Origin of the sequence: Streptomyces sp. HUAS TT7, assembly GCF_051550175.1 — a bacterium.
Lineage (GTDB): Bacteria > Actinomycetota > Actinomycetes > Streptomycetales > Streptomycetaceae > Streptomyces.
Genome location: NZ_CP196175.1, coordinates 4,112,809 through 4,135,971, shown reverse-complemented (window position 1 = coordinate 4,135,971; position 23,163 = coordinate 4,112,809). Strand labels below are relative to the sequence as shown.

18 protein-coding genes, 4 tRNA genes and 3 pseudogenes are annotated in these 23,163 nt (G+C 70.3%); 14 read left to right on the top strand and 11 right to left on the bottom strand.

The window, feature by feature from the left end:
• The first annotated feature begins 17 nt into the window (after nt 1-17).
• Nucleotides 18-818, top strand: coding sequence for a DsbA family protein (locus tag ACSHXC_RS18625; RefSeq protein ID WP_438292646.1), 801 nt, complete (start codon nt 18-20; stop codon nt 816-818).
• Entirely contained in the window at nt 815-1,654 is an 840-nt protein-coding gene (locus ACSHXC_RS18620; RefSeq protein WP_438292645.1) for a cytochrome c biogenesis CcdA family protein, read from the top strand. Before ACSHXC_RS18625 ends, ACSHXC_RS18620 begins: the two co-directional genes overlap by 4 nt.
• Nucleotides 1,655-1,758: 104 nt before the next feature.
• On the opposite strand, the gene ACSHXC_RS18615 is transcribed toward ACSHXC_RS18620, so the two are convergent.
• The 4 genes from ACSHXC_RS18615 to ACSHXC_RS18600 form a co-directional block, all read right to left on the bottom strand.
• A tRNA-Phe gene (locus ACSHXC_RS18615) sits at nt 1,759-1,835 on the bottom strand.
• Between the two features lie 26 nt (nt 1,836-1,861).
• Nucleotides 1,862-1,936 (bottom strand) — tRNA-Asp (locus tag ACSHXC_RS18610).
• A gap of 38 nt (nt 1,937-1,974) precedes the next feature.
• Nucleotides 1,975-2,047 (bottom strand) — tRNA-Glu (locus ACSHXC_RS18605).
• Between the two features lie 92 nt (nt 2,048-2,139).
• Nucleotides 2,140-3,549 carry a metallophosphoesterase family protein gene (locus ACSHXC_RS18600; protein WP_438292644.1) on the bottom strand — a complete coding sequence of 470 codons (1,410 nt, stop codon included), beginning with the start codon at nt 3,547-3,549 and terminating at the stop codon, nt 2,140-2,142.
• Between the two features lie 68 nt (nt 3,550-3,617).
• Here ACSHXC_RS18600 and ACSHXC_RS18595 point away from each other — a divergent pair.
• From ACSHXC_RS18595 to ACSHXC_RS18565, 7 genes and pseudogenes are all read left to right on the top strand, one after another.
• Nucleotides 3,618-4,042 (top strand): annotated as a pseudogene (locus tag ACSHXC_RS18595) (metallopeptidase family protein).
• Between the two features lie 207 nt (nt 4,043-4,249).
• Nucleotides 4,250-4,792, top strand: coding sequence for a hypothetical protein (locus ACSHXC_RS18590; RefSeq protein WP_438292643.1), 543 nt, complete (start codon nt 4,250-4,252; stop codon nt 4,790-4,792).
• 313 nt (nt 4,793-5,105) lie between these two features.
• Nucleotides 5,106-7,358, top strand: coding sequence for a DEAD/DEAH box helicase (locus ACSHXC_RS18585; protein ID WP_438292642.1), 2,253 nt, complete (start codon nt 5,106-5,108; stop codon nt 7,356-7,358).
• Between the two features lie 258 nt (nt 7,359-7,616).
• Nucleotides 7,617-10,664: an FG-GAP-like repeat-containing protein gene (locus ACSHXC_RS18580; RefSeq protein ID WP_438292641.1), complete on the top strand. Its 3,048-nt coding sequence runs from the start codon at nt 7,617-7,619 to the stop codon at nt 10,662-10,664.
• Nucleotides 10,665-10,755: 91 nt separating this feature from the next.
• Complete coding sequence (locus ACSHXC_RS18575) at nt 10,756-12,285, top strand: amino acid permease (protein ID WP_438292640.1); 1,530 nt, start codon at nt 10,756-10,758, stop codon at nt 12,283-12,285.
• A gap of 218 nt (nt 12,286-12,503) precedes the next feature.
• A tRNA-Lys gene (locus ACSHXC_RS18570) sits at nt 12,504-12,576 on the top strand.
• 224 nt (nt 12,577-12,800) lie between these two features.
• Nucleotides 12,801-13,124 (top strand): annotated as a pseudogene (locus ACSHXC_RS18565) (mobilization protein); the annotation flags it as partial.
• Nucleotides 13,125-13,319: 195 nt separating this feature from the next.
• Here ACSHXC_RS18565 and ACSHXC_RS18560 read toward each other — a convergent pair.
• From ACSHXC_RS18560 to ACSHXC_RS18545, 4 genes are all read right to left on the bottom strand, one after another.
• On the bottom strand, nt 13,320-13,775 hold the full coding sequence (locus tag ACSHXC_RS18560) for a hypothetical protein (RefSeq protein ID WP_438292639.1): 456 nt from the start codon (nt 13,773-13,775) through the stop codon (nt 13,320-13,322).
• Between the two features lie 177 nt (nt 13,776-13,952).
• Nucleotides 13,953-14,384: a hypothetical protein gene (locus ACSHXC_RS18555; protein WP_438292638.1), complete on the bottom strand. Its 432-nt coding sequence runs from the start codon at nt 14,382-14,384 to the stop codon at nt 13,953-13,955.
• 465 nt (nt 14,385-14,849) lie between these two features.
• Entirely contained in the window at nt 14,850-15,017 is a 168-nt protein-coding gene (locus ACSHXC_RS18550) for a hypothetical protein (protein ID WP_438292637.1), read from the bottom strand.
• A 132-nt stretch (nt 15,018-15,149) separates the two neighbouring features.
• Nucleotides 15,150-15,521 carry an STAS domain-containing protein gene (locus ACSHXC_RS18545; RefSeq protein ID WP_438292636.1) on the bottom strand — a complete coding sequence of 124 codons (372 nt, stop codon included), beginning with the start codon at nt 15,519-15,521 and terminating at the stop codon, nt 15,150-15,152.
• A 404-nt stretch (nt 15,522-15,925) separates the two neighbouring features.
• Between ACSHXC_RS18545 and ACSHXC_RS18540 the strand changes: the two genes are divergently transcribed.
• Genes ACSHXC_RS18540 through ACSHXC_RS18525 form a run of 4 tightly spaced genes read left to right on the top strand, consistent with a single transcriptional unit; the run spans nt 15,926 to nt 20,023 of the window.
• Nucleotides 15,926-16,525, top strand: a complete 600-nt coding sequence (locus ACSHXC_RS18540; RefSeq protein ID WP_438292635.1) for a chemotaxis protein CheB — start codon at nt 15,926-15,928, stop codon at nt 16,523-16,525.
• Complete coding sequence (locus ACSHXC_RS18535; RefSeq protein ID WP_438292634.1) at nt 16,525-18,393, top strand: CheR family methyltransferase; 1,869 nt, start codon at nt 16,525-16,527, stop codon at nt 18,391-18,393. Before ACSHXC_RS18540 ends, ACSHXC_RS18535 begins: the two co-directional genes overlap by 1 nt.
• Nucleotides 18,394-18,417: 24 nt before the next feature.
• The gene (locus ACSHXC_RS18530) at nt 18,418-19,272 is read left to right on the top strand and encodes a GAF domain-containing protein (protein ID WP_438292633.1); all 855 of its coding nucleotides are present in this window, start codon (nt 18,418-18,420) and stop codon (nt 19,270-19,272) included.
• Nucleotides 19,273-19,288: 16 nt separating this feature from the next.
• Nucleotides 19,289-20,023, top strand: a complete 735-nt coding sequence (locus ACSHXC_RS18525) for an ANTAR domain-containing response regulator (protein ID WP_438292632.1) — start codon at nt 19,289-19,291, stop codon at nt 20,021-20,023.
• 197 nt (nt 20,024-20,220) lie between these two features.
• On the opposite strand, the gene ACSHXC_RS18520 is transcribed toward ACSHXC_RS18525, so the two are convergent.
• The 3 genes and pseudogenes from ACSHXC_RS18520 to ACSHXC_RS18510 all read right to left on the bottom strand — a co-directional run bounded on the left by ACSHXC_RS18520 (nt 20,221) and on the right by ACSHXC_RS18510 (nt 22,160).
• Complete coding sequence (locus ACSHXC_RS18520; RefSeq protein WP_438296678.1) at nt 20,221-20,637, bottom strand: arsenate reductase ArsC; 417 nt, start codon at nt 20,635-20,637, stop codon at nt 20,221-20,223.
• A 12-nt stretch (nt 20,638-20,649) separates the two neighbouring features.
• Nucleotides 20,650-21,759: pseudogene (gene arsB / locus ACSHXC_RS18515) on the bottom strand (ACR3 family arsenite efflux transporter); the annotation flags it as partial.
• Nucleotides 21,756-22,160, bottom strand: a complete 405-nt coding sequence (locus ACSHXC_RS18510; protein ID WP_438292631.1) for an ArsR/SmtB family transcription factor — start codon at nt 22,158-22,160, stop codon at nt 21,756-21,758. The gene ACSHXC_RS18510 and the pseudogene arsB, both read right to left, overlap by 4 nt.
• Nucleotides 22,161-22,266: 106 nt before the next feature.
• Between ACSHXC_RS18510 and arsM the strand changes: the two genes are divergently transcribed.
• Entirely contained in the window at nt 22,267-23,100 is an 834-nt protein-coding gene (arsM, locus tag ACSHXC_RS18505) for an arsenite methyltransferase (protein WP_438292630.1), read from the top strand.
• Nucleotides 23,101-23,163: the final 63 nt, after the last annotated feature.

Here is a 23,163-nt window from a genome sequence, read left to right as displayed (position 1 = left end):
ACGCACCGGAGTTCCGCATGCCCAAGAACACGAAGCCCGCCAAGTCCACGAAGGCCGGCAAGAGCGCCGCGAAGCCCGCCGCCAAGACCGGCCGGACGCCCTCGAAGCCCGCCGCCAAGTCCCGGAAGCCGATCCTGATCGGCATCGCCGCGGTGGCCGCCGCCGCGGTCCTCGGGATCGCCTCCTACCAGGCGACCTCCCCGGACACGAAGCCCACCGTCAACGACTCCGCGTCCACCGCCGACCCGGCCGCCGGCGCCCACCCCGAGCTGGAGAAGCTGGCCCGCCGCGACGCCAAGGACCCGCTCGCCCAGGGCCGCGCGGACGCGCCCGTCGTCATGATCGAGTACGCCGACTTCAAGTGCTCGTACTGCGGCAAGTTCGCCCGCGACACCGAGCAGCAGCTCGTGAAGAAGTACGTCGACAACGGCACCCTGCGCATCGAGTGGCGCAACTTCCCGATCTTCGGCGCCGAGTCGGAGGCCGCCGCGCGCGGGGCCTGGGCGGCCGGGCAGCAGGGGAAGTTCTGGCAGTTCCACGCGGCGGCGTACGCGCAGGGCTCCAAGGAGAAGGGGTTCGGCGCGGACCGCCTGAAGGAGCTCGCCAAGGAGGCCGGCGTGCCGGACGCGGCGCGCTTCGCGACGGACCTCGACAGCGACGCGGCGAAGGCGGCCGTGAAGAAGGACCAGGACGAGGCGTACGGCCTCGGCGCCAGCTCCACCCCCTCCTTCCTCATCAACGGCACCCCCATCGCGGGAGCCCAGCCGATGGACGCGTTCGCGCAGGCCATCGAGGCGGCGGCGAAGGCGAAGAAGTGACCCCGAACATCGGTTACCTCGCCGCGTTTTTGGGCGGCCTGCTCGCGCTGCTGAGCCCGTGCAGCGCGCTGCTCCTGCCCGCGTTCTTCGCGTACTCGATCTCCAGCCGCACCAAGCTGCTCGCCCGCACCGGCATCTTCTACGCGGGCCTGGCCACCACCCTCGTCCCGCTGGGCGCGGCGGGCTCGTACGCGGGCCGGATCTTCTACGGCCACCGGGATCAGCTGGTGCTGGCAGGCGGCTGGCTGATCATCGCGCTCGGCGTCGCGCAGATCGTCGGCATGGGCTTCGCGAGCCGCCGCATGACGGAGCTGTCCGGCAAGATCCGCCCTACGACCGCGCTGTCCGTGTACGCGCTGGGCGCGGTCTACGGCCTCGCCGGGTTCTGCGCGGGCCCGATCCTGGGCAGCGTCCTGACGGTGGCGGCGGTGAGCGGCAGCCCGGTCTACGGCGGCCTGCTCCTCGCGGTGTACGCCCTGGGCATGGCGGTGCCGCTCTTCCTCCTGGCCCTGCTCTGGGAACGTTTCGAACTGGGCGGCCGCAGGTGGCTGCGCGGCAGGGTGCTGAAGGTGGGCCGCTTCGAACTCCACACCACGTCCTTGTTGTCCGGCCTGTTCTTCATCGCCCTGGGCGCCCTGTTCCTGGCGTACGACGGGGCGACGGCGCTGCCCGGACTGCTGGATGTGGACGACTCGTACGCGGTGGAGGAGTGGACGAAGGGCATCGCGGACGCGGTCCCGGACTGGGCCCTCCTGACAGCCCTGGCCGCACTGGCGGCGATCGTCCTGGGCGTACGGGGCTGGCGGGCACGAACCCGGGAGCCGGAGGAGTCCTGAGTTGAGGGGAGGGGCCCGCTGGGGGGGGGCGGGCCCATCCCGGACACTGGGCGGGCCCACCCCGGGTACGACGAAAGCCCCGTTCGGTGAACGGGGCTTTCGGGTGGTGGCTGGGGCCGGGGTCGAACCGGCGACCTATCGCTTTTCAGGCGATCGCTCGTACCAACTGAGCTACCCAGCCACGTAGTCCACCGAAGTGAACTACAGCGGTCCTGACGGGATTTGAACCCGCGGCCTCCACCTTGACAGGGTGGCGAGCACTCCAAACTGCTCCACAGGACCAAGCTTGCGCGAGAACAAGTCTCGCACAGGATTGTGCGTGCCCCCAACGGGATTCGAACCCGTGCTACCGCCTTGAAAGGGCGGCGTCCTGGGCCACTAGACGATGAGGGCTAATTGGCCCGCCTGGGCGCTTCGCAGCGCGTCGGGGACGTGAGAAGCATACGGGTTGCGGGGGGGTATCGCCAAAACGGTTTCCCGGGAGGTCACCGGGGCGTCGGCAGATGGCGCCCGACCTCGGCCGTGGTCAGGCCCAGGCCGCCCAGGGTCACCTCGTCCCAGGCCTGGAGGTGGTGGGTGTTGCTGTCGAGGTAGAGGACCGAGGCGCGGACCTGCTCGGGTTCCTTGTTCTGCAGGGCGCGCAGGCCGCCCCCGCCCGTGGAGCCCTCCACCTTCAGGCGGGTGCCGAGCTTCATGACCTCCGTCTCCCGGCGGTGGAGGTGCCCGGCGAGGACCAGCGGGACCGTGCCGTCGGTCTCGCGCGCGGCGGCCGGCTCGTGGGTGACCGCGATGTCGGCCGGGGTTCCGGCGCGGGCCCGGGCGCGCAGGGCGGCGGCGAGCCGGCCCCCGGCCGTGCGTTCGGCGCCGTCGGGGTCGGTGTCCGCGGCCGAGCGGTCCGGGGTGAACTCGGGGTCGCCCATCCCCGCGATGCGTACGCCCGCGATCGTGACGGTCTGCCCGTCGTCCAGGACGTGCGCGTTCTTGAGCCCGGCGACGTAGCGCTGGGTCGCCGCCGAGTCGTGGTTGCCGCGCACCCAGACGTATGGGGCGCCGAGGTCGGGGATCGCGTCCAGGAAGCGGTTCTCGGCGGTGCTGCCGTGGTCCATGGTGTCGCCGGAGTCGATGATCACGTCGATCCGGTACTGGGTGACGAGCGAGGCGATGATGTGCCACGCGGCCGGGTTGAGGTGGATGTCGGAGACGTGCAGGACGCGCAGGGTGGCCGGGTCCGGCTGGTAGGCGGGGAGGGTGGAGGCGGCGTCGTACAGCTTGGTGACGTTGGTGACGAGCTTCGCCAGCTCCTGCTGGTAGACGCCGAATTCGGTCACGATCGAGCGCGCGTTGCCGACGACCTGCGGGGCCGAGGTGAGCAGCCCCGAGTATTTCGGCTCCATCACCGACTCCGGGTTCCAGGTGGCGTACGCGGAGAGGCCGCAGGCGGCGAGCAGGGCGAGGGAGAGGCCGCCGGCGGCCAGGGCGCGGCGGGGGCGGCGGTAGACGGCGAGGCCGAGCGCCATCGCGCCGGAGACGACCGCGACGCAGGAGCGCAGTGCCACGTCCCGGGTGCCGTGGCCGACGTCCCGGGCGATCTCCTGCTGGAGGCCCGAGATCCGCTCGGGGTGGCTGACCAGGGCCTGGGAGCGTTCGGGGTCGAGCCGGTCGACATCCACGTCCAGGCGGAGCGGCGCGAGGTGGGAGCGCAGTTCGAGGGCGCCGAGCGGCGACACGTTGATCTTGGTGCCGCCGGTGAAGGAGGGCCGCAGGGTCATGGTGGTGTCCATGGGACCCACGGGGGTGCGTACGTTGCCGACGACCAGGAGCCCGAGCCAGGCGCCGATCAGCACGACGCAGCACAGGCCCGCCGCCCGTGCCAGGGCCTGGCGGGTCGCGGACATGGCTCGCATTGGGGCCATATGCCCCTGCGGGCAGGTCGGTATGCCGATGCGTGACCGACAATGGCCGGGTGCTGGAGATGACGCGCGAGGAGTTCGAGGAACTGGTCGGCGAGGCGCTGGACCGGATCCCGCCGGAGCTGACGCGGCTGATGGACAACGTCGCGGTGTTCGTCGAGGACGAGCCGGCCGCCGACGACCCCGAGCTGCTCGGCCTCTACGAGGGAACCCCGCTCACCGACCGCGGCGAGTGGTACGCCGGGGTGCTCCCGGACCGGATCACCATCTACCGGGGCCCCACGCTGCGGATGTGCGCGACGGCGAGTGGTACGCCGGGGTGCTCCCGGACCGGATCACCATCTACCGGGGCCCCACGCTGCGGATGTGCGCGACGCGCGAGGAGGTCGTCGCCGAGACGGAAGTGACGGTGGTTCATGAGATCGCCCATCACTTCGGCATCGACGACGAACGGCTGCACGCCCTCGGGTACGGGTGAGACGCGAAGACCCGTTTGCGTCCGGCTACGGGTGAGCCCCTGAGGGCGGTCGATGGGTCGCGGTGCACCCGCCCGGCCCCCTCGTCGCGCTCGGACGGATGTCGGGCGCAAGCCGGGTGCGGCCCGGGCGTGTCCCCGGCGGGGGGCCGGGAGTTGGAACCTACGTCCCCATCGCTCCCGTGTTCCGGAGGTGCCCCTGTGCGCCAGTTGACCACCCCTGTCCGTCTGGCCGAGCTGGCTGTGACGGTCCTTGTGCTCACGGCGTCGGCCGGCTGTATGAGCGTGAGCGACCACCAGGGCGGGCCGAAGCCGTCGGTGTCCGCAGGGCGGCACGGGGACGCGGCCAGGGCCGAGGAGGGCAAGGGCGGACCGGGCGCGGGCAGGGGGCGTACCGGCAAGCACGACCCGAAGGCGCCGGGCGGTCCTTCCGGGTCGCCCAGCGCGAGCGGGTCGCCCGGGGCGCCGGGGGCGGCGGCCACGCCCCCGCCCCCGCCGGGCGCCCCGAAGCCGGGCGGCGGGCCGGGCCCGGCCAAGCCTCCGCAGGGCGGCCCCTCGCGGCCGGCCCCGTCGCCGAGCCACCCGGTGCCTCCGACCCCGCCCGCCTCGCCGTCGCCGAGCCCGGTGGCTCCGACCCCGCCGGCCTCGCCGTCGACGACTCCGGAGGCTGGCGCGCACAACAGCGCGATGGGCCGCAATCGGACTCCGGCCCAGCAGGAGCCGACGGCATCACCGCAGGTGGGACCGGTTTAGGGGGACTCGGTTTGCCTTAGGGGGGTGAGGGTGCGTATGGTAGTAGATCGTTTGATCCCATTGCCCGGCGCCGACACAGAAGAGCGCCGTGTGGCGCGTACTCTCCCTAGCCGTGGCTGACTCGGTTTGCCTTAGGGGGGTGAGGGTGCGTATGGTAGTAGATCGTTTGATCCCATTGCCCGGCGCCGACACAGAAGAGCGCCGTGTGGCGCGTACTCTCCCTAGCCGTGGCTGACCGCATTGAGGCGGTCGAATTGCGAATTCACGGAGTTGACGGGCGCGTGCCGAGACTCCGGAAGGTTTCGCATTTCGCATGTCCATTTCCAGCACTGATCACTCCGTCCTGCCCGAGAACGAGAACAACGACTCCATCGAGACCCGCAAGGACGACGTCGTCGAGGCCGTAGCGGCCACCGACGTCATCGAGGTCGTCGAGATCGTCGAGTCCGAGGCGGACGAGAACACCGAGCCCACCGTCACCTTCGCGGACCTCGGTCTGCCCGAGGGCGTCGTGCGCAAGCTCGCCCAGAACGGGGTGACCACCCCCTTCCCGATCCAGGCCGCGACCATCCCGGACGCCCTGGCCGGCAAGGACATCCTCGGCCGTGGCCGCACCGGCTCCGGCAAGACCCTCTCCTTCGGTCTGCCCACCCTGGCCGCGCTGGCCGGCGGGCACACCGAGAAGAAGAAGCCCCGCGCGATCATCCTCACGCCGACGCGTGAGCTCGCGATGCAGGTCGCGGACGCCCTCCAGCCGTACGGCGACGTGCTCGGCCTGAAGATGAAGGTCGTCTGCGGCGGTACGTCGATGAGCAACCAGATCTACGCCCTGGAGCGAGGCGTCGACGTCCTCGTCGCCACCCCGGGCCGTCTGCGCGACCTCATCAACCGCGGCGCCTGCTCGCTCGCCAACGTCCAGGTCGCCGTCCTCGACGAGGCCGACCAGATGTCCGACCTGGGCTTCCTGCCCGAGGTCACCGAGCTGCTCGACCAGATCCCCGGCGGCGGCCAGCGCATGCTCTTCTCCGCCACCATGGAGAACGAGATCAGCACCCTGGTCAAGCGCTACCTGACGAACCCCGTCACGCACGAGGTCGACAGCGCGCAGGGCAACGTCTCGACGATGACCCACCACGTCCTGGTCGTGAAGCCCAAGGACAAGGCGCCGGTCACCGCCGCCATCGCCGCCCGCAAGGGCCGCACGATCATCTTCGTCCGTACCCAGCTGGGCGCGGACCGCATCGCCGAGCAGCTCTGCGAGTCGGGCGTGAAGGCCGACGCGCTGCACGGCGGCATGACCCAGGGCGCCCGCACCCGCGTTCTTGAGGACTTCAAGAAGGGCTACGTCAACGCGCTCGTCGCCACCGACGTCGCCGCGCGCGGCATCCACGTCGACGGCATCGACCTGGTCCTCAACGTGGACCCGGCCGGTGACCACAAGGACTACCTGCACCGCTCGGGCCGTACCGCCCGCGCCGGCAAGTCCGGTGTCGTGGTGTCCCTGTCGCTGCCGCACCAGCGCCGCCAGATCTTCCGGCTGATGGAGGACGCGGGCGTCGACGCCTCGCGCCACATCATCCAGAGCGCCGGCGCGTTCGACCCGGAGGTCGCCGAGATCACCGGCGCCCGTTCGCTGACCGAGGTCCAGGCCGACTCCGCGAACAACTCGGCCAAGCAGGCCGAGCGTGAGGTCGCCGACCTCACCAAGCAGCTGGAGCGCCTGACGCGCCGGGCCGGTGAGCTCCGCGAGGAGGCCGACCGCCTGGTCGCCCGTGCCGCCCGCGAGCGCGGCGAGGACCCGGAGGCCGCGGTCGCCGAGGTGCTCGCCGAGGCCGAGGCCGAGGTCGCGGCTGCTGCTGCCGCCGCTGCCGTGCCGGTCCAGCAGGAGTCCCGCGAGGACCGCGGTGGCTTCCAGCGCCGTGACGACCGGGGCAACTTCGAGCGCCGTGACAACCGCGGCTTCAACCGTGATGACCGCGGTGGCGACCGTGGCGGCTTCCGTCGTGACGACCGTCCGTCCGGTGGTTTCCGTCGCGATGACCGTCCCTCGGGCGGCTTCCGTCGTGACGACCGTCCCTCGGGCGGCTTCCGTCGCGATGACCGTCCGTCCGGTGGTTTCCGTCGTGACGACCGTCCCTCCGGTGGCTTCAACCGTGATGACCGCGGTGGCGACCGTGGCGGCTTCCGTCGCGATGACCGTCCGTCCGGTGGTTTCCGTCGCGATGACCGTCCCTCCGGTGGCTTCAACCGTGATGACCGCGGTGGCGACCGTGGCGGCTTCCGTCGTGACGACCGTCCGTCCGGTGGTTTCCGTCGCGATGACCGTCCCTCCGGTGGCTTCAACCGTGATGACCGCGGTGGCGACCGTGGCGGTTTCAACCGCGGCGGCAGCGACCGTCCGTTCAACCGCGACCGTCGTGACGACCGTCCCGCCGGCGGCGGCTTCCGCTCCGGCGGCCACGAGCGCCCGTACGGCCGCCGTGACGACCACCGCGGTTCCGGTTCCAACTCCGGTTCCTTCGGCGGCCGCCGCGACGACAAGCCCCGCTGGAAGCGCAACGGCTGATCCCGCTGCCTGACGGCTCATCAGGGCCCGTACGACACCCTTCCGGTGTCGTACGGGCCCTGTTTGCGTACGGCCTGCCTCCGGCGGATCAGGGGTGGTTGAACGGGTTCGAAACCGGCTGCCGGTTCCTGTGAGGCTGCTGTTAGGGTCGAGGGGTTCTGGGGGGTTTGGGAAGCCGGGGGCTTTTCTCCGTGCACCGAGCGTGCCGGACGCACGCAGCGTTATCCCCTGCCGCGAAGGGTTTTGGGGAGTACCGACGTGAGACGTCAGACCTTGTTCCGCGCCGCTGTCGCGGCGGCCGCCACGATCGGCCTCACCACGGCTGTCACGCCGCTGACCGCCGGGGCGGCCTTCGCCGCCGACACCCCGCCCGAGGTGACGATCCCCGCCGAGCAGCGGCCGGACCACAACGCGGCGGTCCTGAACGGCGCGGGCGAGACCGGCTATCTGTCCGGCTGGAAGCAGGACGGCTTCAACTGGACGACGTACGCCGACGGCTTCACCAAGCCCCTCGCGATGCCGGACGGCATGACGGTGGCGTACGGGACCGGCTCCGACTGGATCGCGTTCACCGGTGACGACGGGCGCACCGTGGTCCAGCGGAACATGAAGAACGGCTCGACGCGGACCATGACGATCCCGCCGGACCAGGGCTTCCTGGCGGTTGTCGGCGAGACCGTCATGACCGAGCAGCGCGGCGTCTCCGGCCATTCCGTCCACCGGCTGTCCTGGCGCGACGGGACGGTCCGGGACGAGTACGCCGGCGGCGCTCAGTCGGACGATGTCCTGCCGCTCGACTCCGACCAGGACGGCATGCTCTTCACCGCCAAGTACGGCGACTTCGGCTGGGTGGAGTGGGCGCCCGCGAGCGGCTACGGAGGCAGTACCCACCTCGACGACGTCCCGTACGGCACGGTGCTGAGCGGGTCGCGCATCGCCCAGTGGCACGACGACGGCCGGATGACGGTCTGGAACAAGGCGGACATCAACAAGTTGGCCCAGGCGGGCGACCCCGGCCTCAAGCCGGCCTTCGACTTCAAAGTCCCGCGCACCGACGGGGCCCGGGTGCTCGGCACGGTCGGTGACAACGTCGTGCTGGCCCGTCGGATTGCGGCGGACGGCGGCACCACGTACTCCTCGCTCAACTACCGCCTCGTAGCCGTGCCGTTCGGCGGCGGTCCGGAGCGGGAGATCTTCGCCAGGTCCACGGCGATGCCCCAGTTCAGGGCGGACGGGACGATGCTGATCGCCCGGGTCCAGGACGGCAAGCAAGCCGTCGTCGCGGTCGGGGCGCCGGGCGCCGACGGCACGTTCGCGGTGACCGAGGTCGCGCCCGCGCCACTGGTGCGGACCACCGCCTTCGGGACGTACCTCGCGCAGGGCCGGCTGAGCACCCTCGACCACGTGCTGGGCGACGACGAACGCCCCGTCCGGCTGCGCGGCACCGACCTCACGGTCTCCGGCGCACCGAAGGCCGGCGTGCGCGTCGAGCGCGGCGTGGACCCGAAGGTCTTCGCGAAGGGCTGCGCCGACGACAGCTGCCCCCCGCTCCAGCCCACGGGCGACGGGCGGCTCGTGTACCGGGCGGACGACGGCCTGCGGGTCGTCGACGACGGTGGTTCCCTGCCCGGCAGGACCGTGGTCGACCGGAACCGGTTCGGGTCGCCCGGCCCGCTCGACGCGTCGGGGCGGTACGTGGCGACGAGCAACTTCTCGACCATCTGGGTGTTCGACCTCGACAAGGGCGAGATGGTCTACAGCGGCCACCGCTACGACGACGCGTACGCCCTGAACGGCTCCACCCTCTGGCTGGAGACCGCCACCGGCTCCGCCGAGGCCCTCGACGTGCGCACCGGCAAGACCCTCGCCACCGTCAAGGTGAGCGACTGTGACATCACTTCCCTCCAGGCCAACGGCACCAACCTTCTCTGGGAGTGCGGGAGTTCGGCATCCGGGGTGTACGACACCGCCGCCAAGCGGAACGTCGCGCTGCCCGCGCACCAGAGCGCCCGGCTCGGGGACGGGTACGTGGCGTGGCAGCAGGGCGGCGTGCTGAGCGTCACCGATGTGCGGGGCGCCTCCGGCACGCGCGCGCTGGGCACGCCCAAGCGGGGCGAGCCGGGCAAGGGCTGGGCCGTGGACCGGTTCGGCGGGCCCGTCGCGTACACCGACGCCGAGGACGCCATCCACGTCGTCCCGACCGGCATCCCCACCTCCGCGCTGAGCGTCCTCGACATGGACGCGCCCGGCCGAGTGAACGTCAACTCCGGTCCCTGGACGCCCCGTTGGTGGCTCAGCAAGCCCGCCGCCTCCTGGCGGCTCACCCTCAAGAACAGCGCGGGCGCGACCGTCCGCACCCTCAGCGGCGGTGAGGCGCGCGGGCTCGTGAAGCCCGCTTGGGACGGGAAGGCGGACGGCGGGCAGTACGCCGCCAATGGTGCCTACACCTGGACGCTGACCGTGACCCCGGCCGACGGACAGGGCGCGGCGCTCACCCGGACCGGGACGGTCGGCCTGACCGGCGGTGCCCCCGTCGCGCGGGACTTCGTCGGGGCGGGCGGCCCCGACGGGCGCGCCGACCTCCTCGCGCTCACCCCGTCCGGCCGCTTCGACCTGCGGACCGGACCCGGCGTCGCCGGCGAGGCGCAGGCCCAGGGCGAGGGCTGGACCGGGGCGAACGCGCTGACCGCCGCGATCCCGTACCGGGACGTGAACGGCGACCGGTGCAACGACGTCCTGGTGCGGATGGCGAGCGGAGAGCTGCGCGCGTACACCCCCGCCTGCGGGGCCCCGCTGACGCCGTCGACGGCGTACCGGAGCCTGGGGCGCGGCTGGAACGCGTACGACACCCTGGTCTCGCCCGGTGACGTGGACGGCGACGGTCGCGCGGACCTGGTGGCCCGCACGTCCGGCGGTGACCTGTACGTCTACTCCGACAACGGCGCCCTTGGCTTCAAGGAGCCGGTCAAGGCGGGCTGGGGCTGGGGCGGGCTCCTGGTCGTCGGCGCGGGCGACCTGACCGGCGACGGCAAGGGCGACCTCCTTGCCCGGGACGCGGCCGGCGTCCTGTGGACGTACCCCGGCAACGGCAAGGGCGGCTTCGCCGACCGGATCCGGCTCGGCGCCGGCTGGGGCGGCTTCGACGCCCTGGTGGGCGCGGGCGACCTCGACGGCGACGGCAGGCCCGATCTGCTGGCCCGCGAGAAGAACGGCACGCTCTGGCTGTACCCGGGCGCGGGCAACGGCGCGTTCGGTGAGCGGAAGCTGCTCGGCGGCGGCTGGAACATGTACAAGTCGCTGTATTAGCCGACAGGTTGATGGCGCGGGCGGCCAGATCCGGTCATTCCACGACCGGCTGATGGCATGTCGGGCCCCCGGTGCGGGCATCACCGGGGGCATGACAAGTGACGTCGGCACCACCAGCGAGGGGACGCCCGGGGGAACACCGGGGTCGGACGAGGAGCGCCTGGCGCAGCTGGGCTACAAGCAGGTCCTCGCCCGCCGCATGTCGGCCTTCTCCAACTACGCCGTCTCGTTCACGATCATCTCGGTGCTCTCCGGCTGCCTGACGATGTACGCGTACGGCATGAAGACCGGCGGCCCGGCCCTCATCACCTGGAGCTGGGTCGCGGTGGGCCTGATGACGCTGGTCGTCGGCCTCGCGATGGCCGAGATCTGCTCGGCCTACCCCACCTCGGCGGGCCTCTACTTCTGGGCCCACCGCCTGGCCCCGCCCCGCCAGGCCGCCGCGTGGGCGTGGTTCACGGGCTGGTTCAACGTGCTGGGCCAGATCGCGGTGACGGCCGGCGTCGACTTCGGCGCGGCGTCGTTCCTCGGGGCGTACCTGAACCTCCAGTTCGGCTTCGAGGTGACCCCGGCCCGCACGATCCTGCTCTTCGCGGCGATCCTCCTGCTGCACGGCCTCCTGAACACGTTCGGGGTGCGCATCGTCGCCGTCCTGAACAGCGTGAGCGTGTGGTGGCACGTCCTTGGCGTGGCGGCGATCGTGGCGGCACTGGCACTCGTCCCCGGCAAGCACCAGTCCACATCCTTCGTCTTCACCCGCTTCGTGAACGAGACGGGCTTCACGAACAGCGTGTACGTGGTCCTGATCGGCCTGCTGATGGCGCAGTACACGTTCACCGGGTACGACGCCTCCGCGCACATGACGGAGGAGACCCACGACGCTTCGACGGCGGGCCCGCGCGGCATCGTCCGCTCGATCTGGACGTCCTGGATAGCGGGCTTCGTCCTGCTGCTCGGCTTCACGTACGCGATCGGCTCGTACGACACCCAGCTGAACTCGGACACGGGCGCGCCCCCGGCCCAGATCCTCCTGGACTCGCTGGGAGCGACCGGCGGCAAGCTGTTGCTGTTGGTGGTGATCGGGGCTCAGCTCTTCTGCGGAATGGCCTCGGTGACCGCCAACTCCCGCATGATCTACGCCTTTTCGCGCGATGGCGCGCTGCCCTTCTCGCGCCTGTGGCACACCGTAAGCCCGCGCACGCGCACGCCGGTGGCGGCGGTGTGGCTGGCGGCGGGAGCGGCGTTGCTGTTGGGCCTCCCGTACCTGATCAACGTAACGGCGTACGCGGCCGTGACCTCCATCGCCGTGATCGGCCTGTACATCGCGTACGTGATCCCGACCCTGCTGCGCCTGTTCCGCGGCGACGCCTTCGCGAGGGGCCCCTGGCACCTGAGCCGCTGGTCCCGCCCGATCGGCATCGCGGCGGTGGCCTGGGTGGCGGTCATCACAGTCCTGTTCATGCTGCCGCAGGTCTCCCCGGTGACCTGGGAAACCTTCAACTACGCCCCGATAGCGGTCCTGGCGGTCCTGGGCTTCGCGACGGCGTGGTGGCTGGCGTCGGCCCGCCGGTGGTTCCTGCGGCCGACGGAGGCGGGGGAGGCGGGGGAGCTTCGAGAATGAGGGTGCCGAGTGCCGGCCCGCCCCGTGACGCCTCGCGGCTCGGCCCGCGCCGGGTGCCGTGACACCCTACGGTTCGCCCCGCGTTGGGCGATACGACCTGTTATGTCCGGGGCGGGAGGGGCTCGGGGGGCAGGTTGTTCGACCCGCGACGGGCCCGACAGCCGATACCCGATCGGCTGCCGGGCGCCGTCCGGCTATGCTCGGGGGTGACTCGCCAAGGGCCATTAGCTCAATTGGCAGAGCAGCGGACTTTTAATCCGTTGGTTGTCGGTTCGAGTCCGACATGGCCTACCTGTGGTGGGGGAGGGGTTAGCCCCTCTGACCTGCCGAGGAACGCTCCAGCCGGGAATCATCGGCTGGGGCGTTCCGGTGTTTCAGGGGTCGCTCAGGGCCTGAGCGGATGCTCCGTCTCGGGTACGCGGTCGGCCGGCCCGGCGATGTGAACGAGGACGGCGAGCAGATCTTCCACCCCGGCGGGAAGATCGCCCCCGACCTCGCCCTGCCCAAGCTGAAGTCCCGCCTGGCCCGCACTCGCCACCGTCCTCGCCGACGCAGAGGCCCGCGGACACAAGCCGCATCGGCTGCTGAAGCATCGGCTGCTGAAGGAGGCCGCCTCCCAGCGTGAACTGGACAGCGCCCGCCAGCCCGCCCGTGTCCTGATCACCCGCATTCAGCACGCCAGCCACAATCCCACCCGGAACCGCAGCGCCGAAGCCGCCCGCCGCTCAACCATGACGGCCTCGCCCCACGCCGGAACGGTGCAGCCCGCAACGGCGCCCACGACACCCACCTCTGGCGGCCCGGCTCCCGGTGCTGGTAGCCACCGAAAGCCACGATGACAGCCATCCGGCCACCGCAACCCTGCCCTGGCTGTGTGCGTGACTCCGGATGGCGTTGGTAAGTGTCTGTGGAAGGCGGTCAGTGACCGGCTTTAGCGATGTCGCTTTGTTTTGACGGCAGTTGGGGTCTTGCGGTGGGACGCTGAGTGGGCTTCTCCCGCTGGGGGCTGTACGGGCAACTCTCTTCTCACCGGGTCAGGGGCTGGTGCCGTCTCCGTTCCATTGCTCGTACTGGCCGGTGAGGCGGGCGACTTGGATGCAGGCGGCGGCCAGGCCCGGGGCCAGGGTCCGCCAGTTCTCGGCGGTGACACCTTCGGTGGCGCCGGTGCCCCAGATCCCCGCCAGCAGCCGGGCCGAGCTGCCCCGGTCGTGCTCGCTCAGCGGACTGCCGTCGGCGTCGGCCGCCGCGTCGACCGCCTGCCGCGCGCGTTCGCCGAGTTGGGGGGTCAGGATGGCGTGCAGGTCCTGGGTGAGGCCGCCGAGGACCGCGGTGAACACCAGCAGCATCCGTCGTGACTGCGCGGGGTGGCGCTCGAAGTCCGTACACGCCTGGTCGACGAAGTCGGAGATCATGTTCAGGCGCTGGGCCAGCAGGTCTGCCGGATAGAGGGAGCTGTCCTCTTGAATGGGGCTGTGAGCCTGGTCAGGCATGGGGGTCTCCGCCTGTGCGGGCGTCGGGGACCGGCGCGGTCCCGGTCTGGCGACCGGCTGATGTGACGCCTGCCCCACAGGAACCTTCTGGGGGTGCGGTGAGGCCACGGGCCGGGGCGGCCATCGCCACCGGGAAGGCGCCGGCCATCCGCTGCTTCGTCTCCTTCCGGGCTCAGCCTAGAACTCGGGGCCGGGCGCGGGCTGCCCCTGGAACAGTGGAATCTGAAAGCGCAGCAGGATCCCGCCATGCTGGTTGTGATGGATCTCCACCCGGTCGGCGGCCAGGGACAGCTGATGGGCGATCTGTTTGCGTTCCACCGTATGGTCCTCGCCGTCGCTGTCGCCGGGCTGTTGGACGAGATGCGGGGCGAAGTCCTTGTCGGTGAGCGTCACCTGACACGCTATGCCCCGGACGCTCAGCAGCACCCGGAAGAACGGGGCACTGCTGTGAGCGACCAGATAGCCGCCGGCGGCCTGCACGTTGTGCCGCATCGTGCTCGCCGACGACCCCCCGACACCCAGGGCCAGCATCGCGGCACCCGCCAGCCGCCCGGCCAGCAGCACACTGATCTGTTCACGGGGCAGCCTCAGCGCCCAGGAGAAGTCCACGGCCCCTCACCGCGCCTCCCTCCGCACCAACCCGGGGTGCGTCCTTCCAGCATGCCGCACCTGTCCAGCCCCCGACACCCGTCCGGAGCCCCTCCCCGAGGATGGCCAGAACCCCCGGCTTCGACGCATGCCCAGGAAGCTGCCGGCATCGCAGGCCAGGCGACCTCGAAACGCGCTGACATCGATCAACGAAAAGGCCCCGAACGCCATCCGAAGTCATCGCGAAACGCCATCGCGAAACGCCATCGCGAAACGCCATCGCGAGTTACTGGCACAGCCACTGCCCGCTCTCACCAGGCCGCAGAACACCCGCGGGGTGCCGTCGGCACCCCGCCCGCCGCGGCACTCCGCACGACTCCGGCCTGGGCAGGACCTGTTGGGCGGTGGAGCGCAGTGGGCCCCTCTCGCAGAGTGTTCCTGCGGGAAGGGCCCACTCGTGCTCGGTGTTCCCTTTGGCCAGTGGCGCTACTTGCTGTTCTTCACCGGCCAGTGCAGTACGTCCCTGATCCGCCACCACAGCTTGCGGGCGCGCGGGGTTTCAGTGGAGTAGCTGTTGCCGAACCAGATGTTGTCCGCGCTGCGCCCCAATGGGGTGCCTTCGGGCGAGTATCGCTTGGGGGGTTGTTCGACCATGCGACTCTCCTACGGATACCGCGACGCACGAGGACACGCAACCGGCGGGCGGTACCTGACCCGTCCGGTCTCGCGCCCAAAGGCGGGAAGGAACAGCCGAGACGCTGGCCGCGCCGCCGCGAGCAGGGCTCGTCAGCTCGCTTGCGGAGCGCTGATGAGGGCTTCTTCCAGGGTGTGCGACAGGTCGAAGAGCTCTGTGAGCTTCGCGATTCGAAGGATCCTGCGGATCATGAGGTGGGGGCAGACGAGTACCAGACTTCCGCCCCTCCCTTCGACCCGCCGACGGGCACGACACAGCAGCCCCAAACCGGAGCAGTCCATGAATACGACGGGGCTGAGGTCGATCACGACCGTGAGAGCCGGGCCGACCGTTATGTCATCCAGGAGCGGAGTGACGTGAAGGACGGCGGCGATGTCGATCTCGCCGCGAAGTTCGATCACCGTGTGTCCTCGCGTCCGATAGGCGAGGACGTGGCAGACGGACGGCTTGGCAGGGCGGGGCATGGCGGCATCACCGTGGTTCGCGGGACTGCCCACCTCAGCCTCGGGGCGGACGACAATGGGGCCCACAGCCACCGGGATCAAGGGTGACGACACGACGACCCTAGGCCGATGACAGGCCGCTTTTACGAAAAGAACGGTTCTCCTGGAACACAAGCCCTCCGTTGGAGTGCCCTTCGCCGAAACCGCTTGACATGCTCCCGAGGGAGCGGAGTTCGACGCGGACGGACGTCGGGTGCCCTGGAGGAGCCTGCGACGACGCCGTGCGGAGCCATGTGCCGGATCTGCTCACCTGAGTGGCCGACACGCGTGCGGGCTCTCGCGGCAATCCGGACACGTCTCTCCCACCCGTCCGTCGGGCCTTTCGCAACCGCGTCGCCGGGTATGGGGTCCGCTAGGCTCGCCACGTGACGGCAGACCGATCCTCCGCAGACCAATACGCCATCGTCGCTGTCGCATCGTCCGCCGGCGGCATCCAGGCGTTGAGTGTGCTTCTGGGGGGCCTGGGCCCGGCGCTCCCGGTGCCCGTGCTGCTGGTGCAGCATCTCGATCCGCGGCACCGCACCGTGCTCGCCGACGTTCTGTCCCGCCGCACCGACCTTCTGGTCAAGCTCGCCGAGGAGGGGGAGCGAGTGCAGGCCGGAACGGTCTACATCGCACCGCCCGACCGGCATCTGCTCGTCGGCCACGACGGCGTCGTGACGCTGACCAGCACGGAGCTCGTCCACTTCGTACGCCCCTCTGCCGACCTGCTCTTCGAATCGGTCGCCGGTGCCTACGGCGCGCGGGCCATCGCATGCGTGCTCACGGGAACCGGTAGCGACGGTGCGATGGGAGTGGACGCCGTCAAGTCGCGCGGCGGCACCGTCATCGCCCAGGACCCGCTCACGGCCGAGTTCAAGGGGATGCCACAGGCCGCGGTGGACACGGGAACGGTCGACTTCGTGCTCCCCCTTGCAGAGATTCCCATGGTCATTCGCGGACTTGTCGAGAACAAAGGCCAGTGATGAGCGAGCCGCAGGACACCGGAACCGATGAAGACGCCCTGGAGGAGCTGCTCGCCTTCATCAGGGATGCCCGTGGCTTCGACTTCACCGGGTACAAGCGCTCGACCCTGGGGCGGCGGATCCACAAGCGGATGACCGACGTGGGCCTCCGCGCCTATCCGGACTACCGGGACCTGCTCGAAACCAGCGCGGACGAATTCGACGCCCTCTTCAACACGATCCTGATCAACGTCACGTCCGTCTTCCGTGATCCGGACGCCTGGACCCTCCTCCAGCGCGAGGTCGTCCCCGAACTGCTCGCGAGCCTCGCACCCGACCAGGAGATCAGAGTGTGGAGCGCGGGCTGCTCCAGCGGCGAGGAGGCGTACTCCCTGGCCATGATGTTCGCGGAAGCACTAGGCGTCGAGGAGTGCCTGCGCCGGGTCAAGATCTACGCCACGGACATCGACGAGGAAGCCCTGCGCGAAGCCCGCTCGGGCCTGTACCCGGTGAAGGCCCTGGAGCCGCTCGCCGCGGAGCTGCGCGAGAAGTACTTCGAGCAGAATGGCGCGCAGTTCAGCTTCCGCCCGGACCTGCGGCGCCGAGTGATCTTCGGGCGCCACGACATCACCCGGGACGCCCCGATCTCGCGGCTCGATCTGCTGGTCTGCCGGAACACGCTGATGTACTTCAACGTCGAGGCTCAGACCCAGATCATCGACCGCTTCCACTTCGCGCTGCGCCCCAACGGCTTCCTCTTCCTCGGCAAGGCCGAGATGCTGCTGAACGATGCCGACCGGTTCGAAGTCGTCAACATGCGGCAGCGGATCTTCAGGCGCTGCGCGGGCGAAGCCGGACTGCCCTACCACCCGGCGCCGTTGAAGATCAGAGCCAATACGGGGATCGAGCTGCACTCGGTGGCGCGTACGCGCCAGCTCCGCGACCTGGTCCTCGACGCGGGCCCGACCTCTGCGATCGCCATTGACGACGACGGAATCGTCGTAGTCGTCAACAGTCAGGCAAGGACCCAGTTCGCCTTGAGCTCCACCGACATCGGCCGCCCGTTCCAGGATCTCGAAATCTCCTACCGGCCGGTCGAACTCCGCTCCCTGATCGACCAGTCCATGCACGAGCGCCGGTCTCTTCGGGTCAACAGGGTCGAGCGCCGAGTGGGCGAGGACATCCAGTACTACGACATCCTCATCCAGCCGCTCGCCGGACCGAACGGCCTGCACACCGCCACCGTGATCTCCTTCACCGACGTGACCGTGGCCACCCAGCTGAAGTCCGAGGTCAAGCGGGTCCGCGAAGACCTGGAAACGGCATACGAGGAACTCCAGTCCACCAACGAGGAGCTGGAGACCACCAACGAGGAACTCCAGTCCAGCATCGAGGAGCTGGAGACGACCGACGAGGAACTCCAGTCCACCAACGAAGAGTTGGAGACCACCAACGAGGAACTCCAGTCGGGCAACGAGGAACTGGAGACCATGAACGACGAGATGCGCATCCGCACGGAGGAGCTCGACGAGGTCAGGGCCTTCCTGGAAGCCGTCCTGACCAGCATCGCGGCCGGGGTGGTGGTCCTGGACAGCGACCTGAAGGTCAAGAGCTGGAACCGGGGCGCCGTGGACCTGTGGGGGCTGCGCGCGGACGAGGTCCTGAACGAGCCTTTCTTCTCACTGGACTTCGGGCTGCCGACCGAGGTGCTGCAGCCCGTCGTGGCAGAGTGCCTGACGTCCCACAAGCGCTCCGGTCCGATCGGTGTGCAGTCCTTGAGCCGCATCGGCAGGCCCATTACCTGCGACGTGTTCTGCTCCCCGTTCGACGGCCACAACGGAGGCGTCGTCCTGATGATGGAGGAGAGCCGGAACGACGAGTCCGGCTGAGCCCCCACGGCGTACGCTTCGAAGATGGACCCTCATCGGCACGAAGAGGCCCTCGACTTGGCGGAGGTCGCACGACGCCGGGCGGCTCTGGCTCTGGAGCGTGCCGAGCGGGCCGAAGCGACCGCCGAGCGCCACGAACTGCTGGCAGCAGAGCCTGGGCGGGAGTTCCACGCACACATCGCGGCGTCGCACCGCAGATCGGCCGCGTGCCATCGCTCCTCGGCCCGGCTCCAGGAGGCATTTGCCCGTCGCACGACGGAATGGGCCCGGGGAAGCGGAGCCCAGCCCCGCTTCATGGCCGGCGTCGCGGAAGCGTGCGGGACGAGCAGCGCGGCGCTCGCCCTGGTCGATTCCGGCCGGAACCAGCTCGCGGTCGCCGTGTCGGACGAACGGTCCTACACCGCACTGGACTTGGAGTACGTACTCGGTGAGGGTCCGGCCAGGGACGCGGTGTCCGGCCACTGCCTGATCCTGGGGTCGGCACCGGCCATAGAAGCGCGCTGGCCCACCTACGGTCCAGCCATCACCTCTCTGGGGATCACCTCGGTGGCCGCCGTTCCGCTGGGCACGGGGATCAGCTGCATCGGAGCACTGACGGTGTTCTGCCCGCGTCCCGGCCTCGCGAGCGCCCGAGAATTCGCCGAGATCGCCGGTGCCCTCACCCGCATCGTGCTCCTCGGCCCCGACCCCGACCCCGAGCTCTACGGCGGAACCGACCACCGGGACGTCGTGCAGCAGGCGGCGGGCATGCTCTCCGCCCGAATCGGCCGCCGGGTCGACGACGCACTCGCGCTCATCAAGGCGCGCGCGTTCAGCGAGGACGTGTCCACCGAGGTGATCGCCCGTCAGATCCTGCACACAGCCGCGGAATCCAGCTGACAGACGGAGAGTTCTCATGACGCCGCAACAGCGGTTGGCCGAGGCGTTCGTAGCGTTGTCCGGCAGCACGACGGACGGTCCACTGAACATTCCCGTCACCCTCTCGGTCCTCGCCGACCGCACCCCTCCCCTGCTCGGCGTCCGCGCGGCAGCAGTGGTATTCGCCCCAGAGCAGGACGGGGCCGTACAGGTGGCGGGTTCCGACCCCGAGGTCTACCGCCTGGAGCACGACGCGGCCGGATGGTGCGAGGGCCCCGGTCACGACTGCCACCGCCGTCTCTCGCTGCCAAGCCGGACAGCCCTTGCCGGCCGTCCGGCCAGGCAGAGATGGCCGCACTACACCCCGCGGGCAGTGGGACTGGGCTACACGAGCGTGGTGGCTCTGCCCCTGCGGGAGCACACCCGCACCAGCGGCGCACTCATCCTCCTGTCGGACGGGCAGAGCCCGCTGCCCTCGGACATGCTGGCGCTCGGCCAGTCGATGGCCGACTTCACCGCGGTCGCCCTGCACCGAGCGCGCGAGGCCGACCGCAGCCGGACCCTGACCGCCCAGTTGGAGCACGCCCTGACCACCCACGCCGTCATCGAACAGGCCAAGGGCGTCATCGCGACCCGTCTCTCCCTGCCCATGGACGACGCCTTTGCCCTCCTGCGCAAGCACGCACGCGCCCATCAACGACGGGTGCGCGACGTGGCACGCGAAATCGTCGAAGGGCGTGCCGACCCCAGGCTGACCGAACCCACCCTCTGACGTAGGGCGGCATCTCCCTGTGCGTGAGCGATGCGTGAGCGGACGCGCCGGCACAGGCCGTTCCGGTCCGGATCGCCCAGCAAGCCACCCGTCGCTTGTCGTTGCCAGGTCTCGCGGCGCCCGCGACCGGTCGCACCTCGTAAGCGCACGTGCGCGAATGCAACAGCCCACTGACAACGGCCTGTTCGGCGGGCTGCTCAGGCTGAGTGAGGCAGCAGTTCGACGAGCAGCCTTCGTACCCGGTGCTGGATCTCGTCCCGGATCGGACGGACGGCATCGAGGCCCTGCCCGGCGGGGTCGTCGAGCTTCCAGTCGAGGTACCGCTTGCCGGGGAAGACGGGACAGGCGTCGCCACACCCCATGGTGATCACCACGTCGGACGCCTGTACGGCCTCGACGGTGAGGAGCTTCGGGGTCTCGGCGGCGATGTCGACGCCGACCTCGGCCATCGCCTCGACGACCGCCGGGTTCACGTGGCCGGCGGGGGCGGACCCGGCCGAGCGGACCTCGACGCGGTCGCCCGCGAGGTGAGTCAGGAACGCGGCGGCCATCTGCGAGCGGCCGGCGTTGTGGACGCAGACGAAGAGGACGGACGGCAGGGCGGTGTCAGACATGGGCGGGTCTTCCTCGGTCACGGGTGCGGGGGAGGGGAAGAAGCGGCGGGCGTACAGCGCGACGTAGACGAGGCCGATCAGCACCGGTACTTCGATGAGCGGGCCGACGACTCCGGCGAGTGCCTGCCCACTGGTGGCGCCGAACGTGGCGATGGCGACGGCGATGGCCAGCTCGAAGTTGTTGCCCGCAGCCGTGAACGCGAGCGTCGTCGCACGCGGGTAGTCGAGTCCGGCGGCGCGGCCGAGGGCCATGGAGCCCGCCCACATGAGGGCGAAGTAGACGAGCAGGGGCAGCGCGATGCGGGTGACGTCGAGCGGCCGGGAGGTGATGGCGTCGCCTTGCAGCGCGAACAGGACGACGATCGTGAACAGCAGCCCGTACAACGCGAACGGCCCGATCCTCGGAATGAGCTTCGCCTCGTACCAGGCGCGGCCCTTGGTCCTCTCCCCGATCCGGCGCGTGAGGTACCCGGCGGCGAGCGGGACGCCGAGGAAGGTCAGCACGCTTCGGGCGATCTCCCAGACCGGTACTTCCCCAAGCCCTCGGCTCCGATCGAGCAGGGGAGACCCCATCCCGCCGGCCTGCTCCAGGCCGAGCCAGCCGGGCAGCACGGACAGGTAGAACCAGCCGAGGGCCGAGAACGCGATCACCTGGAACACCGAGTTCAGTGCGACCAGGACGGCGGCGGCCTCGCGGTCGCCACAGGCCAGGTCGTTCCAGATGATCACCATGGCGATACAGCGGGCCAGCCCGACGATGATCAGGCCGGTGCGGTACTCGGGCAGGTCCGGCAGGAACAGCCACGCCAACGCGAACATGAGCGCCGGGCCCACGATCCAGTTCAACAGGAGCGAGGGCAGCAGCAGGCGGCGGTCGCGGGTGACGGTGTCGAGGCGGTCGTAGCGCACCTTGGCGAGGACCGGGTACATCATCACGAGCAGGCCGAGCGCGATCGGCAGCGACACCCCGGTCACGGTGACCTTGGCGAGCGCGTCCCCGAGGCCGGGCACGACGCGGCCGAGCCCGAGGCCGACCGCCATCGCGGCGAGAATCCAGACGGCGAGGTACCGGTCGAGGAACGACAGGCGGCCGGCGACCGGACCCTCGGGCGCGGCGCTCACGCGGTGACCTCGGCGGAGGAGGGCAGGGGCTTTCCGGCGGGGCGGGTGAGGAGGCCCGCGAGCCGGTCGGTCATCTCGGGCAGCAACCAGTAGTAGACCCAGGTTCCGCGCCGCTCGCAGTCGATGAGTCCGGCCTGCCGCAGCAGCTTGAGGTGATGCGAGATCGTCGGCTGCGACAGATCGAATGCGGGGGTGAGGTCGCAGACGCAGATCTCGCCGCCGTCCCGCGAGGCGATCATCGACAGCAGCCGCAGCCGCACCGGGTCGCCCAGGGCCTTGAACACCTTCGCCAGCTCGACGGCCTGGTCCTCGTCCAGGGGCGCGGTCAGCAATCCCGGGCAGCAGCCATCGGCCGCATCGCCGCCGTCCTGGCCGAGCACCACAAGCTCTTGTTTCGACATGCCTCTATGTTGACGAACTTCGATACAAGGCGCAAGGTTGCATCGAGGAACATCGAAACAGGCCGATCCGGGCCCCGCCAGGCCCCGCCGTCGAGGAGTCAGCGTCATGAGCGAGCAGTCCACAGATCTGCGCGAGACCGTCCGTCAGCGGTACGCGGCAGCGGCCACGCAGGTCCAGAAGGGGGCGCGAAGCTCCAGCGGAGCCGATGCTCGCAGCGGGGGCACCGCCTGTTGCGGTCCGCAGGCCATCGAGATCGGCGACAACTTCGGCTCCACCCTGTACGCCGCCGACGAGCGCGAGGCGCTGCCCGCCGGAGCCGTCGCCGCCTCCCTCGGCTGCGGCAACCCGACCGCCGTAGCCGACCTGCACGAGGGCGAGCGGGTCCTCGACCTCGGCTCGGGCGGAGGCGTTGACGTACTGCTGTCCGCGCGGCGGGTCGGACCGACCGGCAAGGCGTACGGGCTCGACATGACCGAGGAGATGCTCGCTCTGGCCCTGGCCAATCAGAAGAAGGCCGGCGCGACGAACGTCGAGTTCCTCAAGGGCACCATCGAGGCCATCCCGCTCCCCGCGAACACGATCGACGTCGTGATCTCCAACTGCGTCATCAACCTGTCCACCGACAAGCAGGCGGTCTTCGCCGAGACCTTCCGTGTCCTGGCCCCCGGCGGCCGGATCGGGATCTCGGACGTCGTCGCCGACGACGCACTCACCCCCGCCCAGCGAGCCGAGCGCGGCGACTACGTCGGCTGCATCGCGGGCGCGCTCTCCTTCGCCGAGTACCGGCAGGGACTGGAGTCCGCCGGATTCACCGGCATCGAGATCACCCCGACCCACTCGGTCGCCGACGGCATGCACTCGGCCATCGTCCGGGCCACCAAGCCCGCTACGGAGACGAACACGGCCGAAGCGACCGCGCCGCAGTCCTGCTGCGGATGAACCCGGCACCAACGGGCTTGGTCGTTCCCGTCAGTTGAGCTCTGCGCGCCGCCCACGAGGAAC